This window comes from Vibrio sp. 2CM40D, from assembly GCF_023161825.1.
In the GTDB taxonomy this organism is placed as follows: domain Bacteria; phylum Pseudomonadota; class Gammaproteobacteria; order Enterobacterales; family Vibrionaceae; genus Vibrio; species Vibrio alginolyticus.
In genome coordinates, this window is the sequence record NZ_JALNTL010000003.1 from 379599 (window position 1) to 404450 (window position 24852).

22 protein-coding genes are annotated in these 24852 nt (G+C 45.1%); 11 read left to right on the plus strand and 11 right to left on the minus strand.

Translation table 11 applies throughout. The features are described 5' to 3' along the window. The first annotated feature begins 21 nt into the window (after window positions 1–21). Window positions 22–624 carry a beta-phosphoglucomutase family hydrolase gene (locus MTF70_RS08355; protein ID WP_205461075.1) on the plus strand — a complete coding sequence of 201 codons (603 nt, stop codon included), beginning with the start codon at window positions 22–24 and terminating at the stop codon, window positions 622–624. Between the two features lie 88 nt (window positions 625–712). Here the strand turns inward: MTF70_RS08355 and MTF70_RS08360 are convergent, their stop codons facing one another. Next, the gene (locus MTF70_RS08360) at window positions 713–1705 is read right to left on the minus strand and encodes an OmpA family protein (RefSeq protein WP_017635198.1); all 993 of its coding nucleotides are present in this window, start codon (window positions 1703–1705) and stop codon (window positions 713–715) included. Between the two features lie 202 nt (window positions 1706–1907). Here MTF70_RS08360 and MTF70_RS08365 point away from each other — a divergent pair, with 202 nt between their 5' ends. The 4 genes from MTF70_RS08365 to MTF70_RS08380 all read left to right on the plus strand — a co-directional run bounded on the left by MTF70_RS08365 (window position 1908) and on the right by MTF70_RS08380 (window position 6315). After that, window positions 1908–2159 carry a hypothetical protein gene (locus MTF70_RS08365; protein ID WP_017819898.1) on the plus strand — a complete coding sequence of 84 codons (252 nt, stop codon included), beginning with the start codon at window positions 1908–1910 and terminating at the stop codon, window positions 2157–2159. A 5-nt stretch (window positions 2160–2164) separates the two neighbouring features. Further along, window positions 2165–3217, plus strand: coding sequence for a 3-deoxy-7-phosphoheptulonate synthase AroG (gene aroG, locus MTF70_RS08370; protein WP_017635200.1), 1053 nt, complete (start codon window positions 2165–2167; stop codon window positions 3215–3217). Window positions 3218–3370: 153 nt separating this feature from the next. Continuing rightward, the gene (locus tag MTF70_RS08375; protein ID WP_021035943.1) at window positions 3371–4543 is read left to right on the plus strand and encodes an MFS transporter; all 1173 of its coding nucleotides are present in this window, start codon (window positions 3371–3373) and stop codon (window positions 4541–4543) included. Window positions 4544–4752: 209 nt separating this feature from the next. Continuing rightward, entirely contained in the window at window positions 4753–6315 is a 1563-nt protein-coding gene (locus tag MTF70_RS08380) for a PAS domain-containing methyl-accepting chemotaxis protein (protein WP_005389027.1), read from the plus strand. A gap of 141 nt (window positions 6316–6456) precedes the next feature. On the opposite strand, the gene tkt is transcribed toward MTF70_RS08380, so the two are convergent. Both tkt and tal read right to left on the minus strand, forming a co-directional pair. Further along, on the minus strand, window positions 6457–8448 hold the full coding sequence (tkt, locus tag MTF70_RS08385; RefSeq protein WP_042522667.1) for a transketolase: 1992 nt from the start codon (window positions 8446–8448) through the stop codon (window positions 6457–6459). 125 nt (window positions 8449–8573) lie between these two features. Further along, a complete protein-coding gene (tal, locus tag MTF70_RS08390; RefSeq protein WP_005373488.1) occupies window positions 8574–9524 on the minus strand; it encodes a transaldolase in 951 nt (316 codons plus the stop codon). A 466-nt stretch (window positions 9525–9990) separates the two neighbouring features. Between tal and MTF70_RS08395 the strand changes: the two genes are divergently transcribed. After that, window positions 9991–10992 carry a sugar-binding transcriptional regulator gene (locus MTF70_RS08395; protein WP_005387670.1) on the plus strand — a complete coding sequence of 334 codons (1002 nt, stop codon included), beginning with the start codon at window positions 9991–9993 and terminating at the stop codon, window positions 10990–10992. 165 nt (window positions 10993–11157) lie between these two features. On the opposite strand, the gene MTF70_RS08400 is transcribed toward MTF70_RS08395, so the two are convergent. The 5 genes from MTF70_RS08400 to moeA form a co-directional block, all read right to left on the minus strand. Next, window positions 11158–11988 (minus strand): sulfurtransferase, encoded by an 831-nt coding sequence (locus tag MTF70_RS08400; RefSeq protein ID WP_054701847.1) that lies wholly within the window; start codon window positions 11986–11988, stop codon window positions 11158–11160. A gap of 140 nt (window positions 11989–12128) precedes the next feature. Continuing rightward, complete coding sequence (locus tag MTF70_RS08405) at window positions 12129–12623, minus strand: hypothetical protein (protein ID WP_205461074.1); 495 nt, start codon at window positions 12621–12623, stop codon at window positions 12129–12131. Between the two features lie 12 nt (window positions 12624–12635). After that, window positions 12636–14741: an LruC domain-containing protein gene (locus MTF70_RS08410; RefSeq protein WP_205461073.1), complete on the minus strand. Its 2106-nt coding sequence runs from the start codon at window positions 14739–14741 to the stop codon at window positions 12636–12638. Window positions 14742–14916: 175 nt separating this feature from the next. After that, entirely contained in the window at window positions 14917–15666 is a 750-nt protein-coding gene (gene moeB / locus MTF70_RS08415) for a molybdopterin-synthase adenylyltransferase MoeB (RefSeq protein WP_053349250.1), read from the minus strand. Window positions 15667–15675: 9 nt separating this feature from the next. Continuing rightward, window positions 15676–16911: a molybdopterin molybdotransferase MoeA gene (gene moeA / locus MTF70_RS08420; protein WP_017635208.1), complete on the minus strand. Its 1236-nt coding sequence runs from the start codon at window positions 16909–16911 to the stop codon at window positions 15676–15678. Between the two features lie 287 nt (window positions 16912–17198). Here moeA and folE point away from each other — a divergent pair, with 287 nt between their 5' ends. After that, complete coding sequence (gene folE / locus MTF70_RS08425) at window positions 17199–17852, plus strand: GTP cyclohydrolase I FolE (RefSeq protein ID WP_005373478.1); 654 nt, start codon at window positions 17199–17201, stop codon at window positions 17850–17852. A 45-nt stretch (window positions 17853–17897) separates the two neighbouring features. Here the strand turns inward: folE and MTF70_RS08430 are convergent, their stop codons facing one another. Continuing rightward, complete coding sequence (locus MTF70_RS08430) at window positions 17898–18845, minus strand: TDT family transporter (RefSeq protein ID WP_017819907.1); 948 nt, start codon at window positions 18843–18845, stop codon at window positions 17898–17900. 261 nt (window positions 18846–19106) lie between these two features. Then, the gene (clcA, locus tag MTF70_RS08435; protein WP_005373473.1) at window positions 19107–20510 is read right to left on the minus strand and encodes a H(+)/Cl(-) exchange transporter ClcA; all 1404 of its coding nucleotides are present in this window, start codon (window positions 20508–20510) and stop codon (window positions 19107–19109) included. Between the two features lie 472 nt (window positions 20511–20982). Between clcA and MTF70_RS08440 the strand changes: the two genes are divergently transcribed. Continuing rightward, window positions 20983–21597 (plus strand): hypothetical protein, encoded by a 615-nt coding sequence (locus tag MTF70_RS08440; RefSeq protein WP_240354697.1) that lies wholly within the window; start codon window positions 20983–20985, stop codon window positions 21595–21597. Here the strand turns inward: MTF70_RS08440 and MTF70_RS08445 are convergent. Further along, window positions 21578–21991, minus strand: coding sequence for a helix-turn-helix transcriptional regulator (locus tag MTF70_RS08445; protein ID WP_005373470.1), 414 nt, complete (start codon window positions 21989–21991; stop codon window positions 21578–21580). The two genes, MTF70_RS08440 and MTF70_RS08445, sit on opposite strands and share 20 nt — an antisense overlap. A 95-nt stretch (window positions 21992–22086) precedes the next feature. Here MTF70_RS08445 and MTF70_RS08450 point away from each other — a divergent pair, with 95 nt between their 5' ends. From MTF70_RS08450 to MTF70_RS08460, 3 genes are all read left to right on the plus strand, one after another. After that, window positions 22087–22995, plus strand: a complete 909-nt coding sequence (locus tag MTF70_RS08450; protein WP_005387688.1) for an aldo/keto reductase family oxidoreductase — start codon at window positions 22087–22089, stop codon at window positions 22993–22995. 367 nt (window positions 22996–23362) lie between these two features. Continuing rightward, window positions 23363–24367, plus strand: coding sequence for a response regulator (locus tag MTF70_RS08455; protein WP_005373466.1), 1005 nt, complete (start codon window positions 23363–23365; stop codon window positions 24365–24367). After that, on the plus strand, window positions 24367–24804 hold the full coding sequence (locus tag MTF70_RS08460) for a PAS domain-containing protein (RefSeq protein WP_005373463.1): 438 nt from the start codon (window positions 24367–24369) through the stop codon (window positions 24802–24804). The genes MTF70_RS08455 and MTF70_RS08460 overlap by 1 nt, the downstream gene beginning before the upstream one ends. Window positions 24805–24852: the final 48 nt, after the last annotated feature.

Here is a 24852-nt window from a genome sequence, read left to right on the forward strand (position 1 = left end):
TGCACAAATAGAAGAAAAGACATGAGCACGATTGATTTTAGACCCTATGAGGGATTCATATTTGATATGGATGGTACTCTAATCGATACCATGCCAGCCCATTTGGCAGCTTGGCAAGCAACTGCTGAGCGTTTTGATTTTCCGTTTTGCCAGGAATGGTTTCACAGTTTGGGAGGGATGCCGAGCTTTAAAATTGTTGAGGAACTAAATCGTGTGCATGAGCTTTCATTAGATCCTAAAACTGTCGCGACATTTAAAATGGAAACATTCGCTGCTATGGAGCTTCATGGTGACGTTATTCCTTGCACGAACATCGTGTTAGAGGAATATTTAGGCCATAAGAAAATTGCAGTCGGTACTGGCAGCCAACGAGAAAGTGCCATGCGCTTATTAAGTCATGCAGGTTTATTAGACAAGTTGGATGTTGTAGTAACCGCAAGTGATGTAGAGAACCATAAACCCTTTCCAGATACCTTTTTGATGGCCGCGGAACAACTCGACTTGGAGGCGTCACAGTGTCTTGTGTTCGAGGATACTGAGTTGGGGAAGCGAGCGGCGCATGCAGCTGGTATGGATTGCGTTATGGTGCAAGATAATGAGTTGATCTTTTTCCCAAAACCATAGTGGCAATATCCCTTAATATGAGATCAAAATGGGGTGCAAATGCACCCCATTAATTTTTACCACATCATCGATCATGAATCATAGATGCTTATTCTGGTTGAACTAGCTCTTGGTATTCAAATGAAGGTACCACAACTTCTACGCGACGGTTTTTCTCACGACCTTCGCGAGTGCTGTTGTCAGCAACTGGGTTTTCTTCACCCATACCTTTAACTGTCAAACGATCTGAACCAATGCCAGCTGCGGTTAGGTAATCAGCAACAGATTGAGCACGACGCTCAGACAGTTTTTGGTTGTATGCCGCAGGGCCTGAGCTATCCGTGTAACCAGTAATCTCTACTTGAGCTTGAGGATATTCGTTCAAGAATGAAACAAAGTTGTCCAGACGTTCAGAAACGGAATCTGTTAACTTAGCACTATCGAATTCAAACGTACCTGTACCGTACTCTTCTTTGTGCACCTTGCTCATCATCACTGGTTCTGGATCTGGCTCGATCACTTCTTCCGTTACAACTGCTGCAACAACTGGAGCTGCTGCAAATTTGTAGTTAACACCGATACCAAAGAAGTTAGCATCCATGTCGTCCCACACGTCGTCAGACATGTCTTGGTAGCGTTGGTATTCAGCGCGAACACTCCAGTTTCTATCGATCGAGTATTCAGCCCCCAAAGAACCTGTTGGGACAAAGTCTGTTTCGTCATCAGACATCATGTAAGCACCACCGATCTTAGCAAACAGATTCCAAGAGTCGTTTAAGTGCCAGTTGAATTTAGGTGCAAGTGTTAAAGCCGTTAGATTGCCGTCAATCGTATTAACCGTGTTAGCCCCTGACATCGAGTTAGCTTTGTAGTCGCCTAAGAAGTCTACGCCGTACTCTAGCCCAATGATATCGGTAAAGTCATAACCGATATGTAGTCCTGCACCGAACGCTTCATCATCACAAGGGCTATTTAGATAGCAAGCGTCGTCAAGTGTAGTCATGCCCACTTTGCCCCCGATGTACATTTCAGCTTGAGCAGAGTTTAAAAGCGCGCTACTACCAGCTACCACTGCTGCTACTGCAATTGCTACTTTGTTCATAATGTTTCCTTGTATTGATTGCATATTAACTTCTACTTCGTTTTATCAAAAAATTAGAAAAAACCAGCGTTTATAAGAAATTAGTTTAATATTCTAATCATTTCATATCAAGCAACAATATATTTGAACTTGATCAACATTTACTACCCAAAAATACCTCACAAACTTCTGATATTTCTTACATTGTAGTAAAGATTTTTTGGTGCATAAGAAAATTGATGATTATTTTGAACTTTTTTTCGTAAACTTTACTTTACATTGTGCGTGGTGGTTAACGGGTGGTTTTTATTTGCATTTATTTGCAAAAACTGATTGCAAGTCTACGCCTAAGCCGATAAGTTACTTAAACGCTAGACAGAAAATGACCACAGCCCTTGATGCTGCTCGCTTTGTGAACAATGTTGCAATGAGTTCAGTTGGTAAAAATGGGGTCGGAAATAAAACCAGGAAGTAGAAGTAATGTTTCAAACTGATGATGTAAGAATAAATAGAGTAAAAGAGTTATTGCCACCTGTTGCAGTATTAGAGAAGTTCCCAGCGACTGAAACCGCTTCTTCGACCACTTTTGATTGCCGTAACGCCATTCACAATATTCTTGAAGGAAAAGACGATCGATTACTCGTGATCGTTGGCCCGTGTTCTATTCACGATCCGGCTGCCGCGGTTGAGTACGGCAAAAAGCTAAAAGTACTACGTGATGAACTGGGCGAGCAGCTTGAGGTTGTTATGCGAGTTTATTTTGAAAAGCCGCGTACGACCGTTGGTTGGAAAGGCCTTATCAATGACCCTTACTTAAATGACACCTATAAGCTAAATGATGGTCTACGTATCGGACGTAAACTCCTTCTTGATCTAACCGATATGGGCTTGCCAACGGCAAGTGAATTCTTAGATATGATCACACCTCAGTACGTGGCGGATTTGATCAGTTGGGGCGCTATCGGTGCTCGTACGACAGAATCTCAGGTTCACCGCGAGCTAGCTTCTGGTCTTTCTTGTCCTGTAGGTTTCAAAAACGGTACAGACGGGAATATTAAAATAGCGAGCGACGCGATTCGTTCTGCAAGCGCTTCCCATCACTTCCTTTCAGTAACAAAATACGGTCATTCCGCGATCGTAGAAACCGCTGGTAATCCAGACTGCCATATTATTCTACGTGGCGGTAAAGAACCAAACTACAGTGCAGCACATGTAGCTCAAATTAAAGATGAGCTGGACACCGCAGGTCTGCCGAAAAAAGTGATGATTGATTTTAGCCATGCTAACAGCTCGAAGCAGTTCAAGCGTCAAATGCTGGTGTCTGATGATGTATCCGAGCAAATCTCTGCTGGCGAAGAAGCCATTTTTGGTGTGATGATCGAGTCTCATTTAGTTGAAGGTCGCCAAGACTTAGTGGATGGCAAAGCAGCCACTTATGGTCAGTCGATCACTGATGCATGTATTGGTTGGGAAGACACGGAAACGGTACTTCGTCAGCTTTCTGATGCAGTAAAAGCGCGCCGCAACAAGTAAGCTCAACAGAAAAACTTTTTTAAAAGCGAATAGTGAAGAGCCAGAGGTACTATGCCTCTGGCTCTTTTTGTTGAGAATTACTCTCATATCTTTCTATTGTTTCTGCTTTCCTATATGTTATCTGTATACGTCGTAACCAAAAGGAATTTGGAATTGAATCGTAATGTATGGCTTCTATCCCTCTGCCAAGCCTTATTAATGACAGGGAATATTTTACTCATATCTGTTATTGCCCTTATTGGCAAAACACTTGCGCCGTCATCAAGTTTTATCACATTACCAGTTGCACTGCAGTTTTTGGGACTGATGGCCGCGACAATTCCTGCGTCGCTAATTATGGGCAAGTTAGGGCGTCGCCTTGGTTTTAGCCTTGGTAATGTCATTGGCATTTTGGGTGCTAGTCTAGCGACGTATGCATTAAGTCAACAAAACTTCTATCTGTTCTGCATGTCTACGTTTTTGCTTGGTGTTGGTATAGGTTTCGGTACTCTATACAGGTTTGCTGCCATTGAAGTGTGTGAAGAGTCGGCAAGGCATAGGGCGATTTCGATATCTATGGCGGGTGGGGTGTTAGCGGCGATCCTTGGGCCTAATCTGGCCGTGTACTCGCAGCAGTGGTCAGATGATGGCTTATACATTAGTGCATTTGCTGTGCTTGTCGTGCTTTATATAACCGCGTTGGTTGTGCTACAAACCATTCGTTTTCCACCTGCACACACGCAGGCGCTACACGCTAAGGCGGATAAGCTGAGACTGATTATTCGTCGACCTAATTTCATGCTGGCAGTTATCGCGGCAATGGTTGCGTACGCGGTGATGAACATTTTAATGACAGCAACTCCTTTAGCGATGATTGGTTGTGGCTTTGATTTTGATAAAGCGGCGGGAGTGATCGAATGGCACGTGTTGGGTATGTTTGCACCTGCGTTTGTCACGGGCCGTCTGATAGAACGGTTTGGCGCTAAGAATATGATTTTGGCGGGTGGATTGCTATTTGTTGCTTGTATTGGAATTAATATACATGGAGTGTCTATCTGGCATTTTAGTCTTGCTTTAATCCTGTTAGGAATAGGGTGGAACTTTATGTTTATCGCAGCAACCGGGCTGTTTAGTCAAAGCTATGAAGCGAAAAACAGAAGCAAGGCTCAAGCGTTTAATGAATTCTTCGTGTTCAGTTGTGTCACCATCACCGCATTACTATCTGGTTGGCTTGAGTCTACCGTAGGTTGGCAGAATCTTAATTTGTATGTTCTTCCATTTGTGTTACTCGTTATCGCGATGTTTGCGTTAAAAACGAATAAAAAGCCAGAATCACAAACCGCTTAATTAAGGCTTAATATATAACCCGGCCGATCGTGTCGGGTTTGTTTATTAGCTCAAATCAACAATCTCTTCTTTATGTTTTTATCGATAATGTGAATTCCCACAATAAAAATGTCGATTTGATAAGACTTTTTATCTAACTTTTTGTAATAAAAATAAAAATCCTGTATATATCTTGCCGAAAATCAATAAAAACTAAAGAAGTTTCGTCTATGTCAGCCAATATTTCTCATAAAGCTCAAGAAACTCTCGTGAGGGAGTCTGAGGAACTCGTCTCAACAACGAACTTACAAGGTGTTATTACATATTGTAATGAAGCCTTTTGCCGCGTTGCTGAATACACTCACGAAGAACTTGTCGGTCAGAACCACAATATAGTTCGTCATAATGATATGCCTAAAGCCGCTTTCGGTGACATGTGGGCACGCCTTAAACAAGGTAAAGCCTGGCGTGGAATGGTTAAGAATGCCACTAAGTCTGGCGGTTACTATTGGGTTGATGCTTATGTCACCCCTATCTACGAAGACAACCATGTTGTTGGGTATCAATCAGTGCGCGTGAAACCAAAGCGAGAGTGGGTTGATATTGCGACAAAAGCCTACAAAAGCATGCGTGCTGCAGAGAAGTCTGGTCGAACTTGGTCGTTGAAAATCAATGAAACCATTCGCTATGCGATTCTACTTGGTGCACTAACCGCACCTGCAACCGCATATGCGTTGTCTGTTGAAGGGCCGTTGGCTTGGCTTGCAAGTGCGTTACCTGCAAGTGTTCTGGCTCTGTTATTCCGCCAAGAGTTAATTGATACACCTCAGCAACTTAAAAAGTTACAAAAGCAATATGACAGCGTAAGTCGCTTGATCTATTCCGGTAACACGGCATTTTCGATTGCCGATTTCCATATCAAAATGCTATCCGCAAGAATTCGAACCGTGTTAGGAAGAATGACTGACTCCGCATTGCCTTTGCAGCATTGCGCCGAAGAGCTCAGTCAAACAACGGCAGAAGTCTCGGCTGCATTAAATCAGCAAAATACCGATATTCATCGTGTGCGAGATGCTACCCAAGAGGTGGAGTCGTCGGCAAATTCGGTTTCTTCGAGTACCAATGATGCCCATATGTTGATTGATGATACATTGAAGTCATGCTTGATGGCGAAGGAGACCATTGATCAAACGCACACCAATCTAGCGCAATTAAGCCTTCAAGCTGAAAAAGCGACGGAAACGACGTATCAACTGAGTGATCAGGCGCAGAAGGTGAACCATTTGATGGAAGAGATTGGTGGGATCGCAGAGCAAACCAATTTACTGGCACTTAACGCGGCGATTGAAGCGGCAAGAGCAGGGGAGCAAGGTCGTGGTTTTGCTGTTGTAGCTGATGAGGTCCGCGCGCTTTCTGGGCGTACATCCAATGCAACTGAACAAATCCAAGCTTCTATCTCCACTATGTTGGCAACGATTCAAAGTTGGCAGAAAGATATTCTGGCAAACAAAGAGCAAACCGATGCCTGTTCTCAAGTAGCAGAACAAAGCGCGTTGCGTTTGTCTGAAGTTGAACAGATGATGCAAACCATGAGTGGGCTGATGGTTGATGTAGCAGAAGCGGCGAATAACCAGTTAAAGCTATCTAGTGATGTAAACCAGCACATTCATTCTATCGCTTCGACCGCAGAACAAAACTTGGCAGCAACACATTCAGTTGAACAAAACAGCCGACAGTTGAAAGACCAAGTACAAGATTTCTATCAGCTCGCACTTCGATTTGAAGACAAATAGTCGTAACGAAAGTTGTGATGTTTATGTCCTGGCTGCGTTTATGCGAATAGGAGCCAGATAAAAGAAAGCCCCGCCATTGCTGGTGGGGCTTTTCAGTTTTCACATTCGCAATAGAGAAAACTGACTATCTTTTTACTGCAATTACGCGAGTAGCTCTTTTGCTGTGTTCACTACGTTTTCAGTCGTGAAACCAAACATTTTGAATAGTTCGCCAGCTGGTGCAGATTCACCGAATGAAGTCATACCGATGATGCGACCGTCGAAGCCTACGTACTTGTACCAGAAGTCAGCAATACCTGCTTCAATTGCGATACGTGCTGTTACGTCTGATGGCAGTACAGCTTCACGGTAAGCGGCGTCTTGTTTGTCGAATGCGTCTGTTGATGGCATTGAAACAACGCGTACTTTCTTACCTTCAGCAGTTAGCTGTGCTGCTGCTTCTACTGCTAGTTCAACTTCAGAACCTGTTGCGATAAGGATTAGCTCTGGCTTGCCTTCGCAATCTTTCAGAATGTAAGCACCTTTCGCGATGTCTGCTACTTGTTCTGCTGTGCGCTCTTGTTGCGCAAGGTTTTGACGAGAGAAGATAAGTGCTGTCGGTGCATCTTTACGTTCAATCGCTAGTTTCCAAGCTACAGCGGACTCAACTTGGTCACATGGACGCCATGTGCTCATGTTTGGTGTTAGGCGTAGCGATGCCATTTGCTCAACTGGTTGGTGAGTTGGACCATCTTCGCCAAGACCGATAGAGTCATGCGTGTACACTTGGATGTTCTGAATTTTCATCAGCGCAGCCATACGCATTGCGTTACGTGCGTACTCCATGAACATTAGGAATGTTGCGCCGTAAGGAACGAAACCACCGTGTAGCGCGATACCGTTCATGATCGCTGTCATACCGAATTCACGTACGCCGTAGTGGATGTAGTTACCAGAGAAGTCGCTTGCTTCTAGAGACTTAGAACCAGACCACATTGTTAGGTTAGAAGGTGCTAGGTCAGCAGAGCCACCCATGAACTCTGGTAGTAGAGCACCAAATGCTTCTAGAGCATTTTGAGACGCTTTACGTGATGCAATGTTTGCTGGGTTAGCTTGAAGATCAGCAATGATTTGGCTTGCTTTCTCTTCCCACTGTGCAGGAAGCTCACCGTTTACGCGGCGTTTAAATTCAGCTGCCAGCTCAGGGTACGCTGCTTCATAAGCTGCAAATTTCTCGTTCCACGCTGCTTCCTTAGCTGCGCCTGTTTCTTTCGCTGACCATTCTGCGTAGACTTCTTGCGGAATTTCAAAAGGACCGTGCTCCCAACCTAGTTCTTTGCGTGTTGCTGCAATTTCTTCAGCGCCTAGTGGCGCACCGTGACAATCGTGTGAACCAGATTTGTTTGGTGAACCAAAACCGATGATAGTCTTAGTACAGATAAGTGTAGGACGTGGATCCGCTTTCGCCGCTTCAATTGCTGCGTTGATTGCGTCAGCATCGTGACCATCGACTGCAGGGATTACGTGCCAACCGTAAGCTTCGAAACGCTTAGGTGTGTCGTCAGAGAACCAACCTTCAACGTGACCGTCGATAGAGATGCCGTTGTCATCCCAGAATGCAATCAGCTTGCCTAGACCTAGAGTACCTGCAAGAGAACATGCCTCGTGCGAAATACCTTCCATCAGACAGCCGTCGCCCATGAACACGTAAGTGAAGTGGTCAACGATGTCGTGGCCTTCTTTGTTGAATTGCGCTGCTAGCGCTTTTTCAGCTAGAGCCATACCAACCGCGTTAGTGATGCCTTGACCTAGCGGACCCGTTGTGGTCTCGATACCTGGCGCGTAACCGTACTCTGGGTGACCAGGAGTTTTAGAGTGAAGCTGACGGAAGTTTTTCAGATCGTCGATAGACAACTCGTAACCTGCAAGGTGCAGTAGAGAGTAAATCAGCATTGAGCCGTGGCCGTTAGACAGTACGAAACGGTCGCGGTCTGCCCACTCAGGGTTTGATGGGTTGTGGTTTAGATGAGAGCGCCAAAGAACTTCAGCGATGTCAGCCATACCCATAGGTGCACCTGGGTGACCAGAGTTAGCTTGTTGAACACCATCCATGCTTAGCGCACGGATTGCATTTGCTAGATGTTTACGATCCATAGTGATTACTTCTCGATATTTGATTTAAATAGAGGGAACTCGCCGAAACAAGTTCAAATAGAATTTTTTGAAAATAGTGCTGATGGTAAAAGCGAGTAGACGGGCTACTCGCTTTTGGTAAGCAATTAAAGCTTAGCTTCGATCATCGCTTCTAGTTTGCCTTGGTCAACGGCGAAGTTGCGGATACCTTCAGCCAGCTTCTCAACAGCCATTGGGTCTTGGTTATGTTCCCATAGGAATTCAGCGTGAGTCATTGGTGCTGGACGCTCAGCTGCGCCTTTAGAATCAACTAGTTTCTCAACTACTTCACCTTCAGCTGCTTCTAGTTCTGCAAGTAGAGCAGGAGCGATAGTTAGACGGTCACAACCAGCTAGTTCTAAGATCTCACCGATATTACGGAAGCTTGCGCCCATAACTACAGTTTTGTAGCCGTATTCTTTGTAGTAGTTGTAGATCTTAGTTACAGATAGTACGCCTGGATCTTCTTGAGCTTCGAAGTCACGGCCTTCTTTCGCTTTGTACCAGTCCATGATACGACCAACGAATGGCGAGATTAGGAATACACCCGCTTCTGCACAAGCACGTGCTTGAGCGAACGAGAATAGAAGCGTTAGGTTACAGTTGATGCCTTCTTTTTCTAGGATCTCAGCTGCGCGAATGCCTTCCCAAGTTGAAGCCAGTTTGATAAGGATACGGTCGTTAGTGATGCCAGCATCGTTGTACATTTTCACTAGTTGACGAGCTTTCGCTACGCTGCCTTCCATATCGTAAGATAGACGAGCGTCTACTTCTGTAGAGATACGACCTGGGATAGTTTTTAGGATTTCTTTACCGATGTTTACTGCAAGCATGTCACAAGTATCTTGAACTTGTTGAGCTTTGTCGTTGCTCTGTGCTTTAGCGTATTCGATTGAAGCATCGATTAGAGGTGCGTACTCTGCGATTTGAGCGGCTTTAAGGATAAGAGAAGGGTTAGTTGTTGCGTCTTCTGGCTGATACTTTTTAATTGCATCAATCTCGCCAGTGTCTGCTACTACAGTCGTTAGTTTACGAAGTTGCTCTAACTTGTTGCTCATAATCGATCATCCTATTTAAATGGGCTTAAGCGTGATTTTTGTTATCACAGCTTGTGCATTTGCAAGCGAGTTAGCTAACCGTCTCATCGCATTTAATGAGACATCTGCTCAGCCAACTACGGAAAATTTCGTTACCGAACAAATGCTATGAACATTTGATCGATAGCTGAGTAAATGATGTGTCCATATTTATCCTATCTATGCTGAAAGTCAATCGCTGAAATGGACTTATAGTGAACTTCATCAACGTTTTTTTACTGTGTGTTTAGTGGTTAACCCAAATAAACGTTTGCCCTTATTGTTCAAAGCTTGAGCGTTGTCCAAGAGGGTAAAAAATTGTAGTGAGAAAATGTTATTGCGATGAGCAAATGTAGCGTTTAAATTGATAAAGAACATATGCTAAGTCAATGAGCATATGTTCACTTATTGCATACAATATCGATCCTCTTAAAGGGCGAGAGAAACCATGAGCAGTTCTAATCAAGATATTTCCATTGAAAACACGGATTTGTTGACAGAGATTTCCGTCGCGTATTATCAAGACGGTGCGACTCAGGAAGAGATATCGAGAAAATTTGCCATATCACGCGCAAAGGTCGGGCGAATGCTCAAGCAGGCGCGTGATGAAGGCATTGTTGAAATTACCGTTAAATACCATCCGGTGTTCAGCGCCAAGATTGAACAACGTTTGATCGAGCGATTCGGCGTTAAGCGCGCGCTTGTTGCTCTTGATCAACCGAATGAAGAAGCGCAACGACTACAGGTATCGGGATTGGTGTCCAATTATCTCACTAGCACGCTCAAAAACGGCATGGTGGTGACGGTCGGACAAGGGCGCAACGTGTCGTCTGTCGCTCACCATATTGGTGTTATTACGCCGCGTGACTGTAAATTTGTGTGTGGTATTGGTGGTATTCACCCGCGTGGCGGTATGTATAACGCCGACCATATTTGTCGTCAGTTGGCGAAGAAATATGGGGGGACCTCTGAAACCCTTTATGCGCCGGCATACGCAGAAAATAGAGAACAGAAGTTGGCCTTCATGCAAAATGCAACCGTGAAACAAACGCTCGACCTAGCACGTAAAGCCGATGTTGCTTTGGTTGGTATTGGTGACATGAGCGAAAACAGTTACATGGTCGACTTAGGTTGGTTTACGCCTGATGAAGTGGTTCAGTCGAGACTTCAACAAGGTGTGGTAGGGGATTTTGCAGGTTATGACTTCTTTGATATTCACGGTAATGTAGCGAACACGGTAATGAGTGACCGAGTAATTGGACTTGGTATTGAAGAGTTTCGGCCGATCTCGGAAGTTATTGCGATCGCAGCTGAGAACAGCAAGCCACTCGCTCTACTCGGAGCATTAAGAACTGGAGCGATAGACGTGATCGCCACGAGCGTTAGCAACGCATTAACCGTGCTCAACTTAGATGAGCAAATGCACGGTAACGCGACATCTGAACGCTAACGGAAATAGTCGGCTTTTGATGTAGTCAGGCTATGAGGAGGGACAAATCACTCATAGCCAGTTTCTATTTCGAAATGACAAGTTTGGTTTAGAAGCTGCGTTTAGTTTATTGGAACACATCATCTTTAGATAAACGTAAGATACTTTGTTAAACAGACACTTGTCTTAACACTCGATAGGTAGAGAGTGGTCTGCACCCCATTCGGTCCAAGAACCGTCGTACACCGACAGGTTGTCCAGACCAATTTGATACGCCGCGAGTAATAAAATGCATGCGGTTACACCGGAACCGCAACTAAAAATAATCGAATTGTCACTATCTATCGTTAGTGCGCTAAATATCTGTTGCAACTCTGAATTTGGTTTAATGTGACCGTTGGTCAAGAGTTCTTGAAACGGTAAGCAAACCGAATTTGGAATGTGCCCACTACGTAGACCTTCTCGTGGCTCAGGCACTTCACCAAGGAAGCGAGCTTTGGCTCTGGCATCGATGATATTGGCACTTTTATTGGTTGAATGAGCAAGAACATCTTGTGCACTCAAAAAGGCATTTTGGTTGAGCTTGCCCGCAAAGTTGCCTTCTTCGCTTGGTTGCGATAGGGCACTTTCGACAGGAAATCCGGCTTCAATCCAAGCAGGAAGACCGCCGTTTAAGACTCGAACATTATCATGTCCCATAGCTTTGAACATCCACCAAGCTCTTGGCGCGGCTAAAGTGCCAGAGTTGTCGTAAACCACAATCAAATCTTCGTTGTTCAAACCGAGTTGTTTCGCATTTTGGTTGAAGCCTTCTTCTGTTGGCATCATATGCGGCAGAGAAGAACCGGGTAAGCAAAAGTCATTGTCGTAATCAAAGCGTAAAGTATTTGGAATCCACTTATCTTGAATCTTTTTGCCTTCAGAAGGGATTTGAAACGCAATACTAGCGTCGAGGAGCTTGACGTTAGGTTGGCCGAGAAGGCTATTGAGTTCATCAGTACTAATCAGTGCTTGCATTGTCTTTAGTTTGCTAGGTGGATAATCTTACTGTTTTACAACAAAAAAATCGCATGTTCAAAAGAACGATGCGATTTTTAAGCTTGAGATTGAAGATTTATGATGAAAGGTCGCTTTCGCTATGCCTTCAATCTATCTAGTTACATGGTCCAAGTGTTGTCTCCAGAAGTAATCACTTTCTGAACTGGGTCACTGCCGTCATAGAACCAAATTTCAACAAGTAGGCTACCTTGGCTATCAGAAACATTAAAGTCGACGTTTGCTGTACCGTTGTTGAGTGGAACCGATGCGACTTTGCTTGGATATTTTGCATCGTAGTTACCTGAACTGTTCTCGACAAACTCTTTGTACACGCTTAGGTGTGCACGTTGTGAAGAGAAACCACTGATGTCTACATTGAGCGTACCCTCCGTCACTGGGTTGTAGCTAAAGCCATCCGGTACTACTAGGTCCTGCATGGTTGCATTTTCTACAGTTACGGTAGTCTCTTCTACGGTTGTTTCTTCCTGTTGGGTTGTGTCTTCCTCTGCAACGGTGGTTTGGGTTGGTGAAGGTGGTGTACTGTTACCACCTCCGCCGCCACCGCCACAAGCCGTTAGTGCTAATCCCATGATGATTGTGATAAGTGCTTTCATAATGTTATCTCCCTATGGAATGTAGCATTTGTTAGGTGTTGGAGCGGTGTGCCAATCTGTGCTTCGTTCGCCACCAGACTCAGCCCAAGTTTGGAATTGAGGGTATGCATCGACCATGTCTACACGCTCTAGCGGCCAATCCCAATCTTCTACTATCAACAGTGCCCAAGGTAAGTTGTTTGCTGTTTTGAAGTACACACCTTGCGCAGGGTCACTTGCATCGACGCCGACACCGAAGAGGTTTTGGTCATCAAACTGTTCTGTTGGTGCTTGGTCTGCTAAGTGAACTTCCCATTTACGGCCTGGTTGGAAGGTAATCCCATCGCCATGGTAAGTGCCCGGTGTTGCAAAGATGAACGGGTCGTATGGCATGGCTTGAATGGCTGAACGGTCAGATCCTTCAGTGAAGTACACATTCAAGGTAAAGGTGAGTGAAACGTTATCATCACAGCCAGACTCGGTACGGAAGTAGCTACAGCTGCTCGCCGCGTGTGTGCTTAAGTCTTCACTGATGATGAAAATGGCTTCATCAGAAATACTTTCCAAGCCATTAGATGCTTGTTCTACACCATTGAAGGAGAGCGTTGTTAGTCCGTTTTCAATCGAGCTTCTTAAAACACCCGGTAGTCGGATTGCGAAGCCATTTTTGTAACTTGCGCCGTAAGCCGCTAGGTCACCAGTAATTTGAATATTCTCAACATGACCAGCAAGACTGGTTTCAGTGATGCGGAATTTCACGACCACATCGTTCATATCGTAGTCTGCGGTGTATGGCCAGTTATCTTCGTAAGCGACGGTGGCGTAATCTTCTGCACTCGGGAAATATTCCACTGAGTAACCATTACCAGTGATGGTAATTGGGTAATCTTCCACCTCACCAGATGTCGAACCACCATCGTAGTTTAATCCGGTTTGTTGGCTAAAGCGGAATCGGCTCCAGCTAGACCCTTCCGTTGCAGCGGTTGAAACTACAAACGGTAGGGGATTATTACCCGCAGACAGTAATTGGTCGGTAAAGACTTGTTCGCCTTCATCATTAAAGTCACCATCGCGGTTCCAGTCAAACCATGCTGATAGGTAACCAGAAGTAGAAGCAGTCACATTCACAATTGAGCTTAAGCCTGGGTCAAGTGCGGATACAAAACCAACACCATCTTCATCGGCTGTGCCCACAGAGTTGTCGTTTGCTTGACCGTCGGCATCACCATCAGGAGCGACTGAACCAAGCCAAGTTACACCGTCGACTTCGTGGCGAGGACCGTTTGACGCAAGTGTTGTGTGGTAGCTGTCTGGAGCATCACCGAAATCAATTGGCTCGTCTTCGTTAATCACCGGAGCATTTGCACAACGTGCGCCATCATTTTGGCTTGAGCTTGGACCGTTGGATACAAACTCAACCGCAGGAACGATACCTGCTGCGATATTGGCTGCGTTACCTTCCGAAAGGTCAACGCGATAGATTTTGCCATCTTGGTTACGTGACACGTAGTAGTTGCCGTTTACATCGAAGTAGCCAGCACCAAATGTGCCTTTCTCACCTGTGTCACCTATCGCAGTTGCGCTACCATTTGATGGGTTGAACTGATATAGCACACCAGAGTTGTTGTCGATGCCGTAAAGGGAGCCATCACCTGGATGAAATGCAAAGTCGGTTAGGTTCACAGTCGCTGTTGAGCTGATTTTCACGATGCTCAATGTCGCATTTGGATCAGAATCGAGCGGAGAAAGGTCAATGGAGAAAAGTCCTTTGCCTTTGCGGTACAAGTAGTAGACGTGGTTGTAAACGTCACCTACGTAAAACGTGTGGTCGGTAGGAAGACCCGAAACATCAAGTGTCTCTGCTTGGAAGTCTTGACCAAGACGAACAATCTTTTTGTTTGTGGTGTCGTAGCCGTAGATATAACGGTCAGTGAAGTTAAAGCCTACACCGTTGATGCCCGAAGCCAAACCTGTGTCGTCCTCTAAAAGAGTCGTAGAGCCTGTAACCAAATTGACGCCATAGATTTGAACCGGGGTTGATTGGAACAGGTATGCTTGGCTTGGGCACGTATCAAATGCCGCCGCTTGTGCGTAAGCGCTCGCTACTAGAGACCCAAGTAGTAGTGATGTCCTTTTCATAATTCGCCCTCTCATTGGTTCGTGATATATGCAATGAAAGGAATGTGCCAACTTTTAAGTTGTTGAATTTTATAGAGCTAAGATTTGTAAGAAGAAGGGTTGTAAATCTGATTGTCAAAATGAGAAAAAGCCCAACATCGAGTTGGGCTTTTTGGGAATGATTAGAGGTATAGAGCTAACTACAAACCGGGCATGTGGGCATTTTCATCAGATTCATTTCTCGCCAAGACATGCTGAGCGCATCCAAAATCAGAATTTTGCCTTTCTTTGGTTGGCCGTAATCAGCAATCACTTTGATCGTCTCCATCGCTTGTACTGCGCCAACAATACCCACAACAGGAGCCATGACTCCGGCTTCGACACAACTTAACGCACCGCTGCCGAAGAGGGCACTTAAGCACTGGTAACATGGTTGAGTTGGGTCGTCGTAAGTAAACACACTCACTTGGCCTTCCATACGAATAGCCGCGCCTGAAATTAGCGGTGTTTTAGTCGCAAAACATAGGCGGTTAAGTTGATTGCGCGTATCGACGTTATCTGATGCATCGACAACAATAGTGTGTTGCTTAATCAGGCTCTCTAACGCGGTATCATCAAGACGTTTTGCGATGGTATCTACGACAATGTGCGGATTAAGTTCACGTAGTGCATTGGCCGCCGAGTCTACCTTCTTACGACCAATATCCGCATCGTGGTGCAGCACTTGGCGCTGAAGGTTAGACAACTCGACGATATCATCATCAATCAGCGTGATTTTACCGACACCAGCAGTCGCCAAATATTGGCTTGATGCGCAGCCTAAACCGCCAGCACCAAGCATCAATACCGATGCTTGTTTGAGTGCTTCTTGTCCTTCAAAGTCAAACTGACGAAGAATGATTTGGCGGTTGTAACGCAACATTTCCTGATCGGAAAGAATATCCACAACGTCTTCCTAGTAAAGGGTTGAGTTGAATAGTTGAATCTGAACCGTTTCGCCCACTTCAACTCGGCCGCGTTCACGTTCCAATACAACAAAACAGTTCGCTAGGCTCATTGAGCGGAATGCACCAGAGCTTTGGTTACCGGTTGTTTCAACGACAAACTTGCCATCTTCCAATGTATAGATACCACGTTGGTAATCGGTACGACCTGGCGCTTTCTTAAAGGCGGTTTTGGTTGTTGCTGGAATAGATTCGGGTGCTTTCCATTCTGTATGGCCTGCAAGTTTTGCCAGCATTGGTTGAACAAGCACGTACATAGTAAGAACTGCAGAAACAGGGTTACCCGGCAGCCCACAGAACCAAGCTGTACTTAGCTTACCAAATGCGAAAGGTTTACCCGGCTTGATTGCTAACTTCCAGAAACCGATTTCACCAAGCTCTTCAAGAATGTCTTTGGTGTAATCCGCTTCGCCCACACTAACACCGCCTGAGGTCACAACCACATCTGCCAATGTTTGCGCTTGTTCAAAGGTTGCTTTCAGAGTCTCTGGGCAATCTGGAATGATACCAAGATCAACGGCTTCACAACCGAAGTTCTCGATAAGTGGTTTAATACCGTAACGGTTGCTGTCGTAGATCTGACCTTCGTCTAGCGGTTCGCCCAGTGGTTTAAGTTCATCACCAGTAGAGAAGAAAGCAACTTTTGGCTTACGTACTACTGTCACATGGCTAACACCAAGCGACGCAATCATCGGAATATCGCGAGGTGTCAAACGTGCACCTTTTGCCAGTACGATGTCGCCTTGTTTGATGTCGTCACCTGTTGGGCGGATGTTGTTTTGTGGCTTCACGTCGGTTTGGTTGAACTGAATGCCAGCATCTGTTACTTCAGTGTTTTCTTGCATGATAACGGCATCACAACCCTGTGGGATTTTTGCGCCAGTCATGATGCGAACACAGGTACCTTGAGGCCATTCACCTTCAAAAGGTTGTCCTGCAAATGATTTACCTGCCAGAGGCAATACAGAAGATGACTCAAGATCTTGAATGCGAATAGCGTAGCCATCCATTGCTGAGTTATCGAATGGCGGTACGTGAATAGGAGACAGGATGTCTTCTGCCAGTACAAAACCGAGTGCTTCAGCAAGTGGAAGAGAAAGCGTTGTTTGGATAGGTTTGATTCGCGATAACATTTTGTCCATCGCTTCTTCAATTGGCATCAAGCCAGGTGCGTCGCAGCAGCCCATTGAGAAAATCCTGTGTTCTTTTGTTTTGTGGCAACTTTACCATAAAAGGGGACTGAGTAAGAATGTCCACCTATAAAATATGGGTGTAATTATTCAAAAATCCGAGTATCCTTGTCAGCCATCCAAAAGGGGTAAAAAACCTGCGGAGCTCAAGAAAATCAGCTCAGTACCTTCATCTGATGTGACTTGGTGTAAAGACACGAACTGAGCAACTCAAAGCGAAAAGTATGAATGCAATTTTGATTGGGTTTGTACGAAGGCTGAAGTAAAACAAAAGAGGAAGTGGAATGTCAGGTCTGAGCGAGTCAGCGAAGTTAGTAAAAGAAGCGCTAGAGCAACGCGGTTTGGAAACGCCAATGCGTCCAAACAACGTAAGTCGTGAAGAGAAGAAAGAGAAGATCGAACACCACATGCGTGAGATCTTAGGTCTACTTCAACTTGACCTTACCGACGATAGCCTAGAAGAAACCCCTCACCGCATTGCTAAGATGTACGTTGACGAAATCTTCTCTGGTCTGGATTACTCCAACTTTCCTAAAATCACAGTGATTGAGAACAAGATGAACGTGAGCGAGATGGTTCGCGTGAAGGACATCACCGTAACCAGTACTTGTGAACACCACCTTGTGACCATTGATGGCAAGGCCGCTGTGGCTTACATTCCACGTGGAAAGATCATTGGCCTGTCAAAGATCAACCGTATCGTTCGCTTCTTTGCTCAGCGTCCACAAGTACAAGAGCGTATGACTCAGCAGATTCTTGTTGCACTTCAAACGCTGCTTGAGTCCGATGATGTGGCAGTGACGATTGACGCAACACACTACTGCGTGAAATCTCGCGGTGTGATGGATGCAACTAGCGAAACGACAACAACTGCATTGGGTGGCATCTTCAAGAGCAACCCAGCAACGCGTGCCGAATTTCTGCACGGTTTACGCTAGGTAACTAAGCAAGTTTCTAAGAGGATGGCAAACGCCATCCTTTTTTTATACTTGTTTAGAAAATGACTTCATGATTTCTGGCCAATACATTTTGACGTAACCTGCCGATACCCAAACAACCAATACAGTCGCGATACTGAGCTCTAGAAAACCAAAGTCGTGTAGCCAGTGCCAGTGAGGGTGCGATTCGGCAAAAAAAGAGGTTAAGCGATGCATTGCGATAGCGCTGATCACGGAAGGAAAGGTTACTGCCGCGATAGAAGGTTGAAACTTCAAGCGAAGTAAGCGGAAGTAACATAAGTAGATCAATAAAGTCATAGTGATGGCGATCCCGGCCAATGCGCCTGTCAGTATCGGATCAGGTAAGGGAAAGTTCACCAAGTATGCTGCTAATGACAAGTTTACCGGCGCGGCCATAATCGCGAGGGTCGGTCTTGCTCGCCTTGGTAGAGAGCCGAAAAACACCAAACGATACAACACGAGTGGCAGCATGAAGAAATAAATGCCGATGCACATCATCGCTAACGTTTCGGAGAATAAGTTGTGACCTAGTTGAGAACCGGCTAGTGAACTACTGATTAGCCCCACCGGATAAAGAAACCAACTCGGTACGATATTGGACATTTTGAAGTTCATTAGCTGAAAGCTAAAAAACAGCACCATCATAGTAAAATGCAGCAAAAGCGCCATAAACCAAAGTGGATAAGCGATGATAGGCGCTACAGCGGCAAGATAATCTGCAAGGATCAGTAACGCCATACTCATTGGTGCCATTAAACTACCACTCAGCGGGTGACGAATGTCGACCATGAATAATCGTGGATTAGCGGCATATTTTATGAGTACAGGGGCGAGTAAAAGTGCGCCGAGTGACGCCAAAAATGGGCGTATCGGTTCACCAATCTCAGGAACATAGAGTGCCCAAGCTTGCCCTAAACCTATCATACCTAGTGCCAACGCGGCTTGAGACGGCGGGACACTATAAAACTGCACAAGTCTTCTCCAGTTCAAATCTACTCCATTTGATTTTTGCCTGAATGAAACGAAACATGACGATTTGGATGAAATGCTCTATTTAAGTAGCAAATACTAACAAGTATGGAGAGGGGTTTCTCATGAAAGGTGGTGAGCAAATATCAGAGAATGATAATTTTGTGAGTTTGGTATCGAATATTTGGGAAAAGATGTAAAAATGCAGAGTTTATCGCTCCAAACCCTTCGATAGTCTGGAGCGAAGTGATAACAAAGAGAATGTTATGTTGATTGATTCTCCGGTAGATCCTGTTGGCGTAACTTTTCGTTTTTGATTGTGCGATGCAGCAGCTGGCTGTAAATAGGTTGTCCACCCAACAATTGAGCAATAATCACAGCGCCCAAACAAGTAATGATCAATGGCAGGATTAAGTAGTAGTTATTCGTCATTTCAATCACTAACAGAATACCTGTAATCGGTGCACGTACCGTTGCTGCAAACAGGGCACCCATGCCCGCAATCGCAAATACACCAGGCTCGATATCAAGCGCAGGGAGCAAGACATCAGCACTTGCTCCGAACGCATAACCAAATAAGGTTCCCAGAGCAAGCATAGGTGCAAAGATGCCTCCCGGCGCACCAGAACCAAAACAGAGCAGGGTTGTAATTACACGACCAAAGAAAAGCAAAACTAAAATAGATACCGAGTAGTTACCGTTAGTAATGTCAGGAATAAGGCCGATACCACCACCAGTTAGTTGGGGTACGTACAAAAGAAGCAAACCAAACACGCCTCCCAGTAGCGAACCCACAATCAAGTAGCGCTTACGATCGTTTTTGTGAATTGCGACAAAACTGTCTTGTGCCACGGTAATCAGTTTATTGAAGATCACGCCAAACACGCCAAACAATGCGCCAAGCAATAAAAACAGCCATAGGGTTTGAAGCTCTGGCGACTGGTATTGCGGCATAGTGATAACGGCGTCTTGCCCGTTGATGGCGCGAAACACTATGTTCGCCATAATGGCAGAAATGATCACTGCGCGAATTGAGATCAAAGAGTAGCGAAACTGAGGTCGCATTTCCTCCACAACGAACATAATGCCTGCGAGTGGGGCATTAAAAGCCGCAGCCAAACCGCCAGCAGCACCAGAAGCGAGCAGGGAGTGGCGGGTATCGTCATCCTTTACGCGGAATATATCGGTCACCATTCGACCAACAGCGCCCCCCATTTGAACGGTTGGGCCTTCACGACCCAGCACCATACCTGAGCCAAGTGCGCCCATGCCGCCGAAGAATTTTACTGGTAGAACTCGCCACCAGCGCACTGGACGAATATTATCCATTGCCCCTTCGATTTCAGGAATACCAGAACCTGCCGCTTCTGGCGCAAAGCGGTGCACAAGAAAATAGCCAATAAAAGCTAAAAGTGCGCTAATGAGAACCGCTGCCAGCCACAACGGTAGAACATTACCAATTTCGCTTCTTAACCATTCTGTTCGTGTTTCAGAAACGAAATGAACGGCAAGCTCGAAATACGTACCGACAAAACCAGCCAACGTACCCACAATGGCGGCCATAATGAGAACAGAAAATGGTGTTGACCCTCGAGAGACAAACTGGTTAATCGCATCTTTCGGTACGTGCGCCAACACAGATTTCACAATTCTCTCGCGTTTGGTCATTAACAAGCTCTCCTGTTGCTGGGGGGGAAGGGACGAAAGAAAGTATACGCTTCGCAGAGTCTAGACCTAATCAATAAAGATGCAATTTAGCTTTTCACTATTGAGTGTTTGAAGTGTCGCGATATTATTCATTCACTCAGATTGTGCTATTGCTCTCATAATTTAGGATAAAAAACTTGTTTTTTGAGAAAAATGAACCATGCTTTAAATGTAAAGCAACATGACTGCTTCAGAAGGAGGGATGTGAGGTTTTACACACAATTTGGATGGATTCAAACCCTACGGTAAGTCCTCGTTTTATGTTCGGGATGCATCAATAGACATCGCCGATTCGCACACTCACGATTGAGTAACGAGGTAGAGGCGCACGCACATGTGCGCCTTCTTAATTTCTGCGTTATAACTTTCATCACCATAACTTTCATCGCCACCTGCCACTATTTTTCTCTTGAACATTTTCTTGCAGTCAGTAATGTCTTGGTTCGATGTCAACCAACTAGAGCAGTGCATGCGCTTTTATCTTCGACTCTTACTTTCTTTATGTTGTTGTTCGGTAACGTTTCCGGCACTTTCAACGCCGAGCTGGTGGCAAGACACGTTGTCAGCAATGCCATATTCCAATCTAAAAGAACGTATAGAAAAAAGTGGAAGCTGGTATGGTTGCGAAGTGCAGCTGCGAGACAACTCAACGTTTATCAGCGCATTTTGTTTGGATGATTTTTCGTACTACCAGCAGCACTTGTATGGTGAAGTGATTTTGAGAAGAGAAAGTGCTCAGTTCTCGTTTCTTACTGAATACGAGTGGCAGCGTCTGAATGACTTACTTCTCAACTTAAGAAAGGATGGGTTAGTTTTACGCAGAGTTACTATCGGACAAGAACACTATGATGTCGTTGAAGCTCTGGAAAAGAAATCTTCCGAGCTTGTCGATAAAGAAGTTATTTTGTTGATGAACCGCTATCCACAAGAAGCGATTCGAAGTTTGCTTTGGGTAAAACCGGACGAGTTTCTGACGCCATCACCGTCCTTAAATGTGCAATTGCGCAGTGATGGCGAAATTATCGAGGTCAAAGTGACTCGTTTTTAGATTCTTTATGGAGAGATAGGAAGGTCGCCATTGCAGACTCATCCAAAAAACCATCCGATTTTTTGTGAGCGCGCAGGTATTGATAGCCTGCGATTAGCTTGCGGTGTATCTCTTCTGCATCGTCTGACAACGGCTGATTCATAACGTGTTGAAAGGCAAGTTTGTACGCATCCATATCCACGACTTCAGCACGGCGATATAAATAACCACATCCCGTTGCTAACCATTCGAGAGAGCAATTGGCGCGCATTGCAATTTGATTTGCTTTAGTTAGGCTAGGTTCACTGCCTTTAAGGTATTTGCGTATTAAAGCTTCAGACACATCGACGCGTCGAGCGAACCCGCTGATGCTTTCTTCTCCGATCAGGGTGGCTAGGCGTTGGGCAAAAGACATATTTCGTACTCCAGTTCGAATTGCGAAAGTTTACCCGTTGAGCCGGTACGAAAACAAGACTACGATGAATGCAGATCAATTGAAGGAGAAAACCCATGGTTGCAAAAGTAGTAACTGCACCAAAAGGCCCAGAGTTCTCAGAGCTGGTTCAAGGATATTGGCGTGCAGTTGAGTGGGGAATGACGGCTCAAGAGCGTTTGTCATTCCTCAAGCAACACATTGAGTTAGGCATTACGACAGTCGATCACGCCGACATCTACGGTAATTACGAGTGTGAGGCGTTGTTTGGTGAAGCGCTAGCTTTAGACAAGAGTGTTCGTGAGCAAATTCAGATCGTGACGAAATGCGACATCAATTTGTGTGGCGATAAAACGCCAGAGCGTAAGATCAATCACTACGACACGAGCTCAGCACATATCTACCAATCGGTGAATAACTCGCTAGAACGTTTGAATGTGGATGAAATCGACGTACTTTTAATTCATCGTCCTGACGTGTTAATGGATGCAGACGAGGTTGCAGAAGCATTTTCTGAGCTTCATAAAGTCGGCAAAGTGAAGCACTTTGGCGTGTCTAACTTCACTCCACGCCAGTTTGAACTGCTGCAATCTCGCTTAGGTAAGCCGTTGGTTACTAACCAAGTGGAAATCAACCCACTTAACTTTGAGGTTGCACACGATGGAACGCTTGATCAAATGCAAATGTTGCGCACGCGACCAATGGCTTGGTCTTGCCTCGGTGGTGGTTCAATTTTTAGTGGTGACAGTGAGCAAGCTGTTCGTGTCCGTAACGAATTAGAAGCAATTCGTGAAGAAGTGGGCGCAGCGAGTATTGATCAAGTAATTTATGCCTGGGTACGTCGTTTGCCATCTAACCCTATTCCAATCATTGGCTCTGGTAAAATCGAGCGTGTGCAAACTGCAGTTAATGCATTGAACATCGAACTTACTCGAGAGCAATGGTATCGCGTATGGGTGGCTTCTAAAGGCCATGGTGTGCCATAGAATTGATATCTTATCGATGAAATTATTATTAAAGGCATCCTCTAGCAGGGTGCCTTTTTAGTTTTAGCGCGTTACTGTTTACCCATTATGGAAATGGAAAGAATGAAATTCGAGCAAAAATGGGCTTTGGATGTTAGCTGCAACTTTTTGCTTACTTTTGGCGGAGGAGTTTTACCCATGTTTGTTTTATGTCACTAAACAGCGAATGTGATGCTTGCTTTTTAGTCATTTTGTTCACTCATTCATTCATATTGCGTATGCTTATTGAATAATAAAGAAATAAAAAACTCGTCAGTTTTCTCGTATTACATGCTGTAACAATCTGTTAGACTCCGGCGCAGATTGTGGAATATAAAAAGGTGATTGAATGTCTTTTCCCGTACTCATCTGTGATGATTCAGCGTTAGCACGCAAACAGATGGCGAGATCACTACCAGCCACATTGAATGCCGATATTACGTTTGCTATCCACGGAAAAAACGCGCTAGAAGAACTCGAAAAAAACGAGTTTAAATTGATGTTTCTTGATTTGACCATGCCAGAAATGGATGGCTTTGAAACACTAGAGCACATGCAACGGTTAGGGGATAAAACTCCGGTGGTTGTGGTGTCGGGGGATATCCAACCTAAAGCGAAAGAGCGCGTGTTCGCACTGGGTGCAAAAGCGTTTATTCAAAAACCGATCGCCAAAGATGAACTCAAGAAGGCGCTTAAAGAGTTGGTCGAGCCAGAACCTCGTCCTCAAATTATCACGCCTGTCTCAATTGAGTTACCGATTTTACGTCGTCGCGATATTTACATGGAAGTGGCTAACGTTTCAATTGGTCGAGCAGCCGATGCGTTGGCGCGTCACTTTGATGTGTTTGTGCAACTACCTCTGCCGAACGTCAATATCTTTGAAGTGAGCGAACTTCACATGGCCCTACGCGACTTGGCGTCGCATGACAACGTATCGGGTGTTTGTCAGGGATTTTGTGGCGAAGGTATTGCTGGCGAAGCGCTAGTGATCTTGAGTGACTCAAGCGTATCTGATCTCAAAAAGTTGATGAAAGTACCAGCAGACAGCGAAGAGCTAGAAGAGCTTGAGCTGCTAATGGATATTTCTAATATTTTAGTGGGGTCGTTCTTAAATGGTTTAGGCGAGCAGTCTGAAGTCCGATTCTTCCAAAGTCCACCAGTACTCCTTGGTCAGCATATCTCAATTGACTCGATCATTGAATCTACAACTGGAGCATTCAGCCGCACGATGACATTCGAAGTGAGCTACAACATTGAAGGGACGTCGATTCGTTGTGACTTGTTGTTTATGTTTGTGGATGAATCCTTGCCGCTGCTTGATAACAAACTGTCTTATCTAATGGAGGAGTTCTAATGTTGAATATGCCAGCAGAGTTTGAACAATTCCATTGGATGGTGGATATGGTACAAAACGTCGACATGGGCTTAGTGGTCATTGATCGAGATTACAATGTACAGGTCTGGAATGGTTTTATGACTCATCACAGTGGTTTGCAGTCTCATGATGCGATAGGTCGTTCTATATTTGATATCTTCCCTGAAATCCCACAGGAGTGGTTTAAATTAAAAACAAAACCAGTGTATGACCTAGGCTGCCGCAGCTTCATCACATGGCGACAACGACCTTACTTATTTTGCTGTCGCAATGTTCGACCAGTCACGCAGCAAGCGGAGTTTATGTACCAGAATGTTACGTTGAACCCAATGCGCACACCGACTGGAAAAATCAACTCGTTGTTTTTGTCTATACAAGACGCGACGGCTGAAGCTCTGATGTCTCAGAATCAATAGCGATAAAAAACTTTCTCAAAAGCCAAGGTCCGCCTTGGCTTTTTTGTA